Genomic DNA, 12,876 nt, shown 5'->3' with positions numbered 1-12,876 from the left:
GCGGCGGCGCAAGGCGCGCCGCCGTGCGATTGTGTTTCTTCAGGAAGCCGCCGGGTCGAGCGCCCGGTCGAGATGGACATAGCCGCCGTCGACGAAGAGCCATTGCCCCGTCGTGTGGCTCGCCGCGTCCGACAGAAGGAAGACCACCGTATTGGCGATCTCCTCGGCCGTCGTCATCCGCTGGCCGAGCGGGATGCGCCGCGTGATCTCCTGAAGGCGCGCTTCCGGGTCGTCGAAGGTCTGGAGCCAGCGCTCGTAGAGCGGCGTCATCACCTCCGCCGGCAGCACCGCGTTGACGCGCACGCCGTCATTGCGCAGCGAGGCGGCCCATTCGCGGGTCAGCGAGAGCTGCGCGCCCTTGGCGGCGGTATAGCCGCTGGTATTGCCCTGGCCGGTCAGCGCCGTCTTGGACGAGACGTTGACGATCGCGCCCCGCGCCGCCTTCAGCGCCGGCAGGCAATGATGGGCGAGCGTGTAGTAATGGATGAGGTTGCGCTCCAGCGAGGCGCGGAACGCCTCCGGCCCGGCCTCCAGCCCGACGCCGTCATTGACGCCGGCATTGTTGACGAGACCGTCGATGCGGCCGTGCCGCTCCAGCGTCGCGGCGACGGCGCGGGCCGAGGCCGCGTCGTCGGCGAGATCGAGCTGGACGAAGCTCGCCTGCGGCGCCGTCTCACGCAGCCGCGCCTCGAAATCCGGCGCAAGCGGACTGCGGCCGAAGACGACCGGCACCGCGCCCTCGCGGGCGAGACCGAGCGAGACGGCGCCGCCGATGCCGGCGCCGCCTCCCGTCACGATCACCACCTTGTCCTTCAGGCCGAGATCCATGCCGCGCCTCAGCCCTTGAAGCGGAAGTCGCGGAGCGTTTCCGGCTTCATCTCGATCGAGTAGCCCGGCGCCTGCGGCGGCATATAGGCCGCGCCCTCGATCACGCAGGGCTCCTTGAAATGCTCGTGCAGATGGTCGACGAACTCGATCACCCGCCCCTCGCGCGAGGCGGAGACGGCGACATAGTCGATCATCGACAGATGCTGGACATATTCGCACAAGCCGACGCCGCCGGCATGCGGGCAGACGAGAAGCTTGTGCTTCGCCGCCATCAGGAGGACAGCCAAGACCTCGTTGACGCCGCCGAGCCGGCAGGCGTCGATCTGCACGACGTCGATGGCGCCGCGCATGATGAACTGCTTGAACATGATGCGGTTCTGGCACATCTCGCCGGTCGCGACCTGGACCGGGGCGACGCCCTCGCGGATCTTGCGGTGTCCCTCGACATCGTCGGGGCTGGTCGGCTCCTCGATGAACCAGGGCTTGACGAAAGCGAGCTGCTTCACCCAGTCGATCGCCTGATCGACCTCCCAGACCTGGTTGGCGTCGATCATCAGATTGACGTCCGGGCCGACCGTCTCGCGCGCGATGGTCAGGCGGCGGATGTCGTCCTGAAGGTCGCGGCCGACCTTCATCTTGATATGGTGGAAGCCGGCATCGACCGCTTCCTTGGCGAGGCGCCGCAGCTTCTCGTCGGAATAGCCGAGCCAGCCCGCCGAGGTCGTGTAGCAGGGATAGCCTTCGCGCTTCAGCGTCGCGATGCGCTCGGCCTTGCCCGGCTCGACCGCCTTCAGAAGCGCGATCGCCTCGTCCCGGGTGATGCAGTCGGTGATGTAGCGGAAGTCGATGCAGCGCACGAACTCTTCCGGGCTCATGTCGGCGACGAGCTGCCAGACCGGCTTCTTCTCGATCTTCGCCCAGAGATCCCAGACGGCGTTGATCACCGCGCCGGTGGCGAGATGGATCGCGCCCTTGTCCGGGCCGATCCAGCGCAGCTGGCTGTCGGAGGTCATGTGGCGCCAGAAGGCGCCCATGTCGGCCGCGACCGTTCCCATGTCCGTGCCGACGACGAGATGGCGCAGCGCCTCGATCGCCGCGCAGCAGATCTCGTTGCCGCGCCCGATGGTGAAGGTGAGGCCGTGACCTTCGAGGCCCTCGGCATCCGTCTTCAGGATGACATAGGCCGCCGAATAGTCGGGATCGGGATTCATCGCATCCGATCCGTCGAGATGCTGCGAGGTCGGGAAGCGCAGGTCGAGGACCTGCATGTCGACGATTCTGGTCATGGGACGGTCCGGTTCGCTCAGGCGGAGACGGTGCGCTGTTCCTGCTCGCCCAGGCCCTCGATGCCGAGGCGCATGGTCTGGCCGGCCGAGAGGAAGACGGGCGGCTTCTGGCCGAGGCCGACGCCGGGCGGCGTGCCGGTGGAGATCACGTCGCCGGGCTGGAGGCTCATGAAGCGCGACAGATAGGACACGATCTGGCGGACGGTGAAGATCATCGTCTTCGTCGAGCCGTCCTGGTAGCGCTTGCCGTCGACCTCGAGCCAGAGCTTCAGGTCCTGCGGATCGGCCACCTCGTCGGCGGTGACGAGCCAGGGGCCGGTCGGGCCGAAGGTGTCGCAGCCCTTGCCCTTGTCCCACTGGCCGCCGCGTTCGATCTGGAATTCGCGCTCGGACACGTCGTTGACGACGCAATAGCCGGCGACATGCTCCATCGCCTCATCCTCGGAAATATAGCGGCCGCCCTTGCCGATCACGACGCCGAGTTCGACCTCCCAGTCGGTCTTCACCGAATCGCGGGGGATCTCGACATCGTCGTTCGGGCCGACCACGGCGCTCGTCCACTTGGCGAAGATGATCGGCTCGGCCGGGATCGGCGCGCCGGTCTCGGCGGCATGGTCGGCATAGTTGAGGCCGATGCAGATGAACTTGCCGATCCGCCCGACGCAGGCACCGAGGCGCAGGTCCTTTTGCGGCGTGCCCGGCACGAGCGGCAGGCTTTCGGGGTCGAGAGCCTTCAGCCGCTCCAGCCCCGCCGGCGTCAACGCCTCGCCCGCGATGTCGGCGACATGGGCGGACAGGTCGCGCACGCGGCCGGCGGCATCGAGAAGGCCGGGCTTTTCCTGGCCCGGGGCGCCATAGCGGAGGAGTTTCATCGAAGGATCTCGGCTGGTTCGGAGGAAGGAGCGACGCGCGCCGCGCGCCGCTCCGGGGCGATCGCGGAGGCGATCAGTCGTAGAGGACGGCCGCGATCTTCGGGTCGTCGATATTGGTCTTGTCGTACCAGAAGAAGCCGGTATCGATCTTCGGCTGCACCTTCTCGCCCTTGGCGGCGGCGACGGCGGCCTTCACGGTCTCGTAGCCGATGCCGACCGGGTTCTGGGTGATGGCGCCGGCCATCGTGCCGTCCTTGATCGCCTGCTTCTGCTGGGCGCCGGAATCGTAGCCGATGATGATGATCTTGCGGCCGAGCTCGCGCGCCCCGTTGACGACGCCGATGGCCGAGCCCTCGTTCGCGCCGAAGATGCCCTTCAGGTCGGGATTGGCCTGGAGGATCGACTTGGTGATCTCGGTCGACTGAAGCTGGTCGCCGGCGCCGTACTGGATGTCGACGATCTCGATCTTCGGATGCTTGGCCTTGATCTCGTTGACGAAGCCGTCGCGGCGATCGACGCCGGTGCGGCTGGTCTGGTCGTGGACGACGAGCGCGATCTTGCCCTCGTCGCCGATGAGGCCGGCCATCTTGTCGGCGGCGAGCGCGGCGGCGGCGACGTTGTCGGTCGCGGCGGTGGTCACCGGGATGTCGCTGTCGACGCCCGAGTCGAAGGCGACGACCGGGATGTTGGCGGCCTTCGCCTGCTGAAGCAGCGGGATCGCCGCCTGGCTGTCGAGCGCGGCGAAGCCGACGGCCGCCGGCTTCTTGGCGAGCGCCGCCGAGAGCATGTCGATCTGGCGGTCGACCTGGGCTTCCGTGTCCGGCCCCTCGAAGGTGGTGGTGACGCCGAACTCAGCCGCCGCCTTGTCGGCGCCCGACTTCACGGCCTGCCAGAACTGATGCTGGAAGCCCTTGGAGATGATCGGGATGTAGAGTTTGCCCGAGTCCTGCGCCCCGGCGAGGCCGGAGCCGGCGAGAAGCGCGAGCGCCGCGCCGGCGCCCACGAGGCTGCGTCTGGAAATCATGGTCTTCCTCCCTGGAAACCCCGCCCGGCGGGGATGGCGATGATGCGGCAGGCCTCGTCCCGAGAGGCCCGTGCGGCGTCAGACCTTCCGGCGCCGCAGCATGTCCGTGTAGACGGCGAGAATGATGATCGAGCCGGTCACCACCGTCTGCCATTCCTGCGCGACGGACAGGATGCGCAACCCGTTGGCGAGAACCGAGATGATGAGCGCGCCGATCAGCGTGCCGATGATGGTGCCGCGCCCGCCCGACAGCGAGGTGCCGCCGATGACGACCGCCGCGATCGCGTCGAGCTCGTAGCCCTGGCCGAGCGCCGGCTGGGCGGAGTTGAGGCGCGAGGCGATGAGGAGGCCCGCGACGCCGCAGATGCCGCCGGCCAGCGCGTAGACCGCGATCTTCCAGCGGTCGGTGTCGACGCCCGACAGGCGCACCGCCTCCTCGTTCGAGCCGAGCGCGAAGGTGAAGCGGCCGAGGATGGTGCGGCGCAGGATGAAATGGGCGACGAGCGCCACGAGGAACAGGATCAGGACGCCGTTCGGCAGCGGCACTTCCGGCAGGATCGAGCCGACGATCGAGCCCTGCGCGATGGAGGTGAAGCCCGGCGTCGAGTTGAAATAGATCGGCCGCGTGCCGGAGATGACGAGCGACAGGCCCTTCAGGATCAGCATCATGCCGAGCGTCGCGATGAAGGGCGGCACCTTCAGCTTGGCGATGATCGAGCCGGAGCAGAGGCCGGACAGCGTGCCGGCGGCCAGCGCCGCCAGGATGCCGAGCGGCAGCGGCATGCCCCAATTGGTGAGGACGGTGCCGGCGGCGACGGCGCAGAAGGTCATCAGCGTGCCGACCGAGAGATCGATGCCGCCGGTGATGATGACGAGCGTCGCGGCGACGGCGAGCACGCCGTTCACCGAGGTCGCCTGCAGGATGGCGAGGACGTTCGAGGTCTGGAGGAAGTTCGGCGAGGCGAGCGAGAAGCCGATCACCAGGATGATGAGGCTCGCGAAGGCGAGAAGGCGCTGCTGGGCGCCGGAGAAGCGGGCGCGCGCCGCCGCTCCCGGTCCCGCCGTCGCTGCCGTGTTGCCGGTCGTGCTCATCGCGTTTCTCCCGTTGCGACGCGCGCGGCCTCGCCGGCAGGCGCCGAGGGGGCGCCGCGCAGGGTGGCCAGATGCATGATCTCGTCCTGGCTGGCGCCGGCCGGCAGGAAGCCGGTCAGCCGCCCCTCGCACATCACCGCGATGCGGTGGCTGAGGCGCAGCACCTCCGGCAGTTCGGAGGAGATCACGACGATCGCCCGGCCTTCGGCGGCGAGCGCGTTCACCAGCTTGTAGATTTCCGCCTTGGCGCCGACATCGATGCCACGCGTCGGCTCGTCGAAGAAGAGGATGTCGCAGTCGCGCAGGAGCCACTTGGCGATCACCACCTTCTGCTGGTTGCCGCCCGACAGGAGCCGCGCCTCCTGCTCGTCGGACGGCGTCTTGACCGCGAGTTGCTGGATGAAACGCCGCGCCGTGTCGCGCATCTCGCCTTCCTTCAGCCGGCCGAGCCGGTCGACGAAGCGCGGCAGGCTGGCGAGCGCCACGTTGTCGCGCACGCTCATACCGGTGGCGAGGCCGAAATGCTTCCGGTCCTCCGAGAGATAGCCGATGCCGGCCCGCACCGCGTCGCGCGGATTGCGGATGTCGACGAGGCGGCCGCCGACGCGGATCTCGCCCGCCTCGCGCGGATCGGCGCCGAAGATCGCACGCGCCACTTCCGTGCGCCCCGCGCCCATCAGGCCGGCGAAGCCGAGGATCTCGCCGCGCCGCACCTCGAAGGAAACGTCGCGGATCGCCGTGCCGCGCGTCAGGTGGCGCACGTCCAGAAAGACGTCGCCCGGCACCGCTGGCACCTGGGGCCGCGAATCGTCGGCGAGTTCGCGCCCTACCATCATCGAAATGATGCGCGAGACCGGGGTCTCGGCCATCGGCACCGTCGAGACATATTCGCCGTCGCGCATCACGGTGACGCGGTCGGCGATGCGCTTCAGTTCGTCCATCTTGTGCGAGATGTAGACGATGCCGACCCCGTCCGCCTTCAGGCGCTGGATGATGGCGAAGAGATCGGCGATCTCGGCATCGTTCAACGCGGCCGTCGGCTCGTCCATGATCAGCACGCGGGAGCGGAAGGACAGGGCCTTGGCGATCTCGACCATCTGCTGCTTGGCGACGGTGAGGCCGCCCACCACCGTGCGCGGATCGAGATCGAGACGCATCGTCTCGAAGATCGCCTTCGCGTCGGCATTCAGCTTGCGGTCGTCGAGCAGGCCGAAGCCGCGCTTCGGCTCGCGCCCGATGAAGATGTTCTCGGCGGCGGTGAGATCCGGCATCAGGTTGAGTTCCTGATGGATGATGGCGATGCCGAGATCCTGCGCGGCGCGCGGCGAGCCGATCTCCACCGACCGCCCTTCGAGGAGGATCTCGCCGCCGCTCCTCGGATAGATCCCGGACAGGATCTTCATCATCGTCGACTTGCCGGCGCCGTTCTCGCCCATCAGGGCATGAACCTCGCCCGACTGCAGGTCGAAGCGCGCCCCCTTCAGCGCCTGGACGCCCGGAAAGCTCTTGTCGATTCCCGTCATGCGGACGAGTTCGGTCATGCGTGCCCTCCCCGGCCCGCCAGTCGCGGCATCCCAGCGATCGTCAGATCGTCACGCCGCCATCCACCAGGACCGCCTGGCCGGTGACGAAACGCGATTCGTCCGACAGAAGGAAGACCACCATCGGCGCGATGTCGTCGACGGTGGCGAGGCGCCCCATCGGCTGGCGCGCCACGAAATCCTTTTCGGCCTGCACCGGATCGGCGGCGGCGGCGATGCGCCCGCGCAAGGACGGCGTGTCGACAGTGCCCGGGCAGAGTGCGTTGCAGCGCAGACCCTGCTTCACGAAATCGGCGGCCACCGATTTCGTCAGGCCGATCACCGCCGCCTTGGTCGTGCCATAGGCGAAGCGGTTCGGAAATCCTTTGATGGACGAGGCCATCGAGGCCATGTTGAGGATCGAGGCCCCGCCCGTGGCGCCGGCCCGCTCCAGCAGTCCCGGCAGGAGGGCGCGGGTGACGTGGAACATGGACTTCACGTTGAGATCGAAGGCGAAGTCCCAGTCGGCGTCGCCGCATTCGAGGATCGTGCCGTTATGGACGACGCCGGCGCAGTTGAAGATCGCGTCGAAGGGCGCCTGCGCGGCGGCGAAGGCCGCGATGGCGGAGGCGTCGCGCACGTCGAGGCGGACAGTCTTGATCCGGTCGCTCTCGGCGGCGAGCGAGCGCAGCCCGTCCTCCTGGATGTCGGTCGCGACGACCTCGGCCCCTTCGGCGGCGCAGGCCAGCGCGCTGGCTCGGCCGATGCCTTGCGCGGCGGCGGAAATGAAGACGCGCTTGTCCCTCAGTCGCATGATCCGGCCGCTCCTCCCCAAGCCCGCAATTCCGCATTTTTGTTCCTATACGAACAATCTATTCATATGTAAATAGGAGCCACGGCACAGCACGCAGGACGTCGGGGAGGACGCCAGCCGGCATGAGCACCATCTTGAAGCCCGCCGAGGCGGAGGCGCGCTACCGCGCCCCGGCTCTCGACAAGGGCTTGGACATTCTCGAACTTCTGTCGCGGGAGCCCGGCGGCCTGACGCGGGCCGAGCTGGTGAAGGCCATGGGCCGCAGCCCGGGCGAGGTCTATCGCATGCTGGAGCGGCTGGTGGCGCGCGACTATGTCGCCCGCTCGCCGGAGGGCGACCGCTACGCGCTCACCATGAAGCTCTTCGTCCTCGCCCATCGCCATCCGCCGGTGCGCCGGCTCGTCGCCCAGGCTCAGCCGCTGATGGACGGCTTCGCGCGCGAAACCGGCCAGTCCTGCCATCTCGCCGTCGCCGATCGCGACGCGGCGCTCGTCGTCGCGCAGGCCAGCGGGCCGGGCGCCTGGGAATTCGGCATCCGCATCGGCGCCTCGCTCGACCTCGTCGCGACCGGCTCCGGCCAGACGCTGCTCGCCTTTCTGGAGCCAGAGCTCCGCGACGATCTCGTCCGGCGCTGGGAGGGCGCGGAGCGGCAGGCCGCCTTCGCCGCCGTGGAAGCCGAACTGGCGATCCATCGCCGCTCGGGCTACCGTGTCGCGGAGAGTCGGCAGGTGCGCGGCGTCGAGGATATCAGCGTGCCGGTGCTGGCGCCCGGCGGCCATGCCCTCGCGGTGCTGACCTGCCCCTATGTGCACCGGCTCGATGGACCGCACGCGGCCATCGCCGCCACCTTGACGCTGCTTCGCGGCGTCGCCGAACGCTTGTCGCTCGCCTGACCGGGCGCGCCGCCGATGCCCGTCCGCCGGGCCGGCGAGACCGGAACGAAGCCATGTCGCCGATCCCTCCTTCTCCTTCCGCATCGCCCGGCGCCCGCCCCGAGGTGGCGCTGTTCGTTACCTGCCTCGTCAATGTCATGCGCCCGCAGATCGCCGAGGCGACGATCGCGCTGCTCGAACAGGCCGGCTGCGCCGTCGTCGTGCCGCCGAGCCAGACCTGCTGCGGCCAGCCGGCGCTGAACGCCGGCGACGCGGAGGGCGCGAAGGCCATGGCCCGCCACCAGATCGAGGTGCTGGAGCCCTATGCCCATATCGTCGTGCCGTCCGGCTCCTGCACCGCGACGCTCGCCCACGACTATCCGACGCTCCTTGCCGGCGATCCCGTCTGGGAACCGCGCGCCCGCGCCCTCGCCTCCCGCATCCACGAGGTCCTGAGCTTTCTCCACGACGTTCTCGGCCACCGCCCGGCGCCGGTGCGCCTCGAGGCGAGCGCCACCTATCACGACACCTGTTCGGGCCTGCGCGAGCTCGGCATCCGCGCCCAGCCGCGCCAGCTCCTGCGCTCGGTCGAGGGGCTGGAGCTCCGCCCCCTGCCCGAGCCCGACACCTGCTGCGGCTTCGGCGGCACGTTCTGCGTCAAGTATCCGGCCATCTCGGATGCCGTGGTGGCGGAAAAGACGGCGGCGATCCGCTCCACCGGCGCCGAGATCCTCCTTGGCGGCGATCTCGGTTGCCTGATGAACATGGCCGGCAAGCTGAAGCGCGAGGGCTCGGCCATCCGCGCCTATCACACGGTCGAGCTTCTGGCCGGCCGGGGCGGCGAGCCGGCCCTCGGGGAGGAGAGGTGATGGGCAGCGCCGCCGATTTTCTGGCGCGCAGCGACGCCGCCCTCGCCGACCGGCAGCTGAAGACCGCCATCGACCGCACGGCCGGCACGGCGCGCCTGAAGCGCGCCCGGATCGTCGGCGAATGGCCGGATTTCGCGGTCGCGCGCGAGCGCGGCAAGGCGATCCGCGACCATGTCGTCGCCCATCTCGGCCATTACCTCGCCGAGTTCGAGCGGAACGCCGTGGCGAGCGGCGCCAAGGTCCATTTCGCCCGCAATGCCGACGAGGCGGCGGGCATCGTCGTCGCCATCTGCGAGAAGGCGGGGGCGCGCGGCGTCACCCGCTCGAAATCGATGCTCGGCGAGGAGATCGGCCTGCCACACGCGCTGGAGGCGGCCGGCATCGAGCGCACCGAGACCGATCTCGCCGAACATATCGTGCAGCTCGCCGGCGAGCGGCCGAGCCACATCATCTGGCCGGCGATGCACAAGACGCGCGAGGAGATCCACAAGCTCTTCCAGGCGAGCCACGCGGCGCCCGAGCTCGGCGAGACGCCGGTGGAAATGGCGGCCTCGGCCCGCCGCTTCCTGCGGGAGAAGTTCCGCGCGGCCGATGTCGGAATCTCGGGCGCGAACTTCCTCGTCGCCGACTCGGGCAGCGTCGCCGTCGTCACCAACGAGGGCAATGCCGAGCTCACCACCACCCTGCCCCGCATCCATATCGTGACGGCGGGGATCGAGAAGCTGGTGCCGACCGCCGGCCATGCCTTACAGATGCTGCGCCTTCTCGTGCGCTCGGCGACGGGCGCGGCGCTCACGCAATACACGACCTTCCATACCGGGCCGAAGCGGGCCGGCGATGCCGACGGGCCGGAGGAGTTCCACATCGTCCTCGTCGACAACGGCCGCACCCGCATGCTGGCCGAGGCCGGGGGCCTGCGCGACATGCTGCGCTGCATCCGCTGCGGCGCCTGCATGAACCATTGCCCGGTCTTCAACCAGATCGGCGGCCATGCCTATGGCGGTACCTATCCCGGGCCGATGGGCGCCGTGCTCACCCCGGCGCTCGACGGGCTGAGCCTCGCCAATCGCGATCTCGCCCATGCCTGCACCCTCAACGGCCGCTGCCGCGAGGTCTGTCCGGTCGACATTCCGCTGCCGACGCTTCTGCGCGGCTGGCGCACCAAGAGCTGGCGCGAGGGGCTGGAGCCGGTGACGATGCGCGCCGGGCTCGGCCTCTGGCGGCGCCTCGCGACGACGCCCGCCCTTTACGGCCTCGCCACCCGCCTCGCCTCGCTGGCTCTGCGGGCGCTGGGCGGGCGGCGGCGCCTCATCCGCTCGCTGCCGCTCGTCGGGAGCGCCTGGACCCGCCATCGCGACATGCCCGCCCCTTCCGGTCCGACCTTCCTCTCCTCCGCCGTCGCCCGCGCCCATGCGCCGGAGGCGCGGCGATGAGCGGCGCGCGGGAGGCGATCTTCGGAGCGATCGGCGCGGCGCTCGGCCCCCTCGCCGAGACACCGCGCGCCGTGATCGAGGCCGAGGCGCGCGCCCTGCTGGAGGCGCCCGAAACGGTGCGGCCGCGCCTGCCGGAGGGCTCGGCGGTGGACCTCTTCATGGCGGCGATCGCGCGCCTGCCGCCCGGCGCCTCGGTGGAGCGTCTCGGCGCGGCGGCGGACGTGCCGCGCGCCGTCGCGGCGCATCTCGGCCGGCTCGGCCTCGCCGGAGCGGTGCGCCTCCAGCCGGTTCCCGCCCTCGGCCGGCTCGACTGGGCGGCGGCGGGCCTCGCGCCGGGCGCCGAAGCCGATGACGGCGTCGCGGTGACGCTCGCCGAGAAGGGGGTCGCCGAGACCGCGAGCCTCGTCATCCGCTCCGGGCCGGACAGCGCCGTTCTCGATGCGATCCTGCCGCTCCATCACGTCGCGGTGCTGCGCGAGGCGGATGTCGTGCCCTATCTCGAAGACGCCTTCGCGGGCTTCGACCTGCAGCGCTCGCGCAATGTCGTCCTCGTCACCGGTCCGTCCGGCACGACGGATATCGAGGGCAATCTCGTCATCGGCGTCCACGGGCCGCGGACGCTGCACGTCCTCCTCGTGCCGACCCTCTAAAGTTCAACCGATCCTCATCGCCGCAAGGGAGATTTCCGCGATGCTGAAGACCATTCCGCCCCTGATCACGTCCGAGCTTCTGACCGTGCTCGCCGAAATGGGGCATGGCGACGATCTGGTGATCGTCGACCGCAACTTCCCGGCGGCCGCCGTCGCCGGCTGCACGACCTCCGGGGTTCTGATCCAGCTCGCCGGCTGCGACACGACCGAGGCCTCGCGCGCCATCCTGTCGCTCCTGCCGCTCGACAGCTTCGTCGACAAGCCGGTGAGCCGCATGGCGGTGGTGGACGATTTCGACGCCGTGCTCGATGTCCATCAGGAGGTGCAGCAGGTGGTGAACGAGGCGGAAGGCCGCGAGATCCCGATCGTGCCCCTGGAGCGCTTCGCCTTCTACGAGGCCGCCAAGCGCTGCTACGCCGTCGTCCGCACGACGGACGCCCGGCCCTATGCGAATTTCGTCTTCAAGAAGGGCGTCGTCTTCGACTGACAGGGGCGACACCGGCAGGGCGCGGCCGGTGCCACCGCATTCTTCGAGCGTCTCAAGGAAGAGGATGCGGCCGGCCCGTAGGATGCCGCCGCGAAGCCGCTTTCTTCTCCCCTGCGGGGAGAAGTGCCGGCAGGCGATGAGGGGTCGGCGCAGCCGAGCGGCTTTGGGAAAGTGTCCACCGCCGCATGCCCCTCACCCGGCCCTGCGGGCCACCCTCTCCCCACTGGGGAGAGGAAGGGCGCCTTCCCTTCTCCCAAGGTGCTTTGCATCAACCGCCTCTCCGGCTCCGAATGAGGCGGAGGCCGCAAAGCTTCCTCCTTCTCCCGAATCGGGAGGAGGTCGCGGCAGCGGGATGAGGGAATGACGGGCGCCGGCCTTTGCGCCAAGTGGCGGAAGCCAGCGTCAGCGCCCTACGGCTCCCTCACCCGCCTGCCGGCACCCTCTCCCGGCTCGGGAGAGGGACGCGGTGGTGCCGTCCGCGCTCGCTCGCATCGGCCGCTTCTGCGGTGTCCGACGGGACGAAGCCGCGCCACCGCTTTCTTCTCCCCAACGGGGAGAAGTGCCGGCAGGCGATGAGGGGTCGGCGGAGCCGAGCGGCGGTCCGCCAGTCTCCACCGCCGCATGCCCCTCACCCGGCCGCTTCGCGACCACCCTCTCCCCGCTGGGGAGAGGAAGGGCGCTCTTCCGTCGACCGACCTCGCTGTACCAACCGCTTCTTCGGTGCCGGGAAGGCGGAGGGCGTGACGCCTCTTCCTTCTCCCGAGTCGGGAGAAGGTCGCGGCAGCGGGATGAGGGAATGACGGGCGCTTCGCGATCCGCGTTGCGGTCGCAAAGCAGTTTCGCCGCCGCTGTCCGGCGGCGACGTCAGCGCCCTACGGCTCCCTCACCCGCCTGCCGGCACCCTCTCCCGGCTCGGGAGAGGGGACGCGGCGGCATCGGCGGTGGGAGTTGGCTCCGTCGCGGCGGTGGTGTCGCTCAGAACTCTTCCCAGTCGTCCGCGCTCGCCGCCGGCTTCGGCGCCGCGCCGCCGTGGCCGGTGGTGCGCAGCTGCGCCACGGGGCGGGACGGAGCGGGGGACGACGGGCGGCGGCTCGGGGTGCGGTTCGCGGCGGCGGGTGCCGGTGCGCCG

12 protein-coding genes are annotated in these 12,876 nt (G+C 69.8%); 5 read left to right on the top strand and 7 right to left on the bottom strand.

Features of this window, described 5'->3' with window-relative positions:
- Positions 1-39: 39 nt before the first annotated feature.
- The 7 genes from IEY14_RS19245 to IEY14_RS19215 form a co-directional block, all read right to left on the bottom strand.
- Entirely contained in the window at positions 40-828 is a 789-nt protein-coding gene (locus IEY14_RS19245) for an L-fucose dehydrogenase (protein WP_188911483.1), read from the bottom strand.
- Positions 829-836: 8 nt separating this feature from the next.
- Complete coding sequence (locus IEY14_RS19240; RefSeq protein WP_188911481.1) at positions 837-2,114, bottom strand: L-fuconate dehydratase; 1,278 nt, start codon at positions 2,112-2,114, stop codon at positions 837-839.
- 17 nt (positions 2,115-2,131) lie between these two features.
- Positions 2,132-2,986, bottom strand: coding sequence for a fumarylacetoacetate hydrolase family protein (locus IEY14_RS19235; protein ID WP_188911479.1), 855 nt, complete (start codon positions 2,984-2,986; stop codon positions 2,132-2,134).
- 73 nt (positions 2,987-3,059) lie between these two features.
- A complete protein-coding gene (locus IEY14_RS19230; protein ID WP_188911477.1) occupies positions 3,060-4,010 on the bottom strand; it encodes an ABC transporter substrate-binding protein in 951 nt (316 codons plus the stop codon).
- A gap of 78 nt (positions 4,011-4,088) precedes the next feature.
- Positions 4,089-5,102 (bottom strand): ABC transporter permease, encoded by a 1,014-nt coding sequence (locus IEY14_RS19225; protein ID WP_188911476.1) that lies wholly within the window; start codon positions 5,100-5,102, stop codon positions 4,089-4,091.
- A complete protein-coding gene (locus IEY14_RS19220; protein ID WP_188911474.1) occupies positions 5,099-6,643 on the bottom strand; it encodes a sugar ABC transporter ATP-binding protein in 1,545 nt (514 codons plus the stop codon). The genes IEY14_RS19225 and IEY14_RS19220 overlap by 4 nt, the downstream gene beginning before the upstream one ends.
- 43 nt (positions 6,644-6,686) lie before the next feature.
- Positions 6,687-7,436 carry an SDR family oxidoreductase gene (locus IEY14_RS19215; RefSeq protein WP_188911472.1) on the bottom strand — a complete coding sequence of 250 codons (750 nt, stop codon included), beginning with the start codon at positions 7,434-7,436 and terminating at the stop codon, positions 6,687-6,689.
- 122 nt (positions 7,437-7,558) lie between these two features.
- Between IEY14_RS19215 and IEY14_RS19210 the strand changes: the two genes are divergently transcribed.
- The 5 genes from IEY14_RS19210 to IEY14_RS19190 are packed head-to-tail and all read left to right on the top strand — an operon-like array spanning position 7,559 to position 11,747.
- Positions 7,559-8,329, top strand: a complete 771-nt coding sequence (locus IEY14_RS19210; protein ID WP_188911470.1) for an IclR family transcriptional regulator — start codon at positions 7,559-7,561, stop codon at positions 8,327-8,329.
- Between the two features lie 53 nt (positions 8,330-8,382).
- The gene (locus tag IEY14_RS19205; RefSeq protein ID WP_188911469.1) at positions 8,383-9,177 is read left to right on the top strand and encodes a (Fe-S)-binding protein; all 795 of its coding nucleotides are present in this window, start codon (positions 8,383-8,385) and stop codon (positions 9,175-9,177) included.
- Positions 9,177-10,610, top strand: a complete 1,434-nt coding sequence (locus IEY14_RS19200) for a lactate utilization protein B (RefSeq protein ID WP_188911468.1) — start codon at positions 9,177-9,179, stop codon at positions 10,608-10,610. The genes IEY14_RS19205 and IEY14_RS19200 overlap by 1 nt, the downstream gene beginning before the upstream one ends.
- Positions 10,607-11,260: a LutC/YkgG family protein gene (locus IEY14_RS19195; protein WP_188911467.1), complete on the top strand. Its 654-nt coding sequence runs from the start codon at positions 10,607-10,609 to the stop codon at positions 11,258-11,260. The genes IEY14_RS19200 and IEY14_RS19195 overlap by 4 nt, the downstream gene beginning before the upstream one ends.
- 40 nt (positions 11,261-11,300) lie before the next feature.
- On the top strand, positions 11,301-11,747 hold the full coding sequence (locus tag IEY14_RS19190) for an RbsD/FucU family protein (protein WP_188911466.1): 447 nt from the start codon (positions 11,301-11,303) through the stop codon (positions 11,745-11,747).
- Positions 11,748-12,876 lie beyond the last annotated feature (1,129 nt).

The sequence above is a fragment of the Aureimonas endophytica genome (genome assembly GCF_014642635.1).
Lineage (GTDB): Bacteria > Pseudomonadota > Alphaproteobacteria > Rhizobiales > Rhizobiaceae > Plantimonas > Plantimonas endophytica.
The sequence above is the reverse complement of the archived record's forward strand: the minus strand, read 5'-3'. Positions and strand labels throughout refer to the sequence as shown.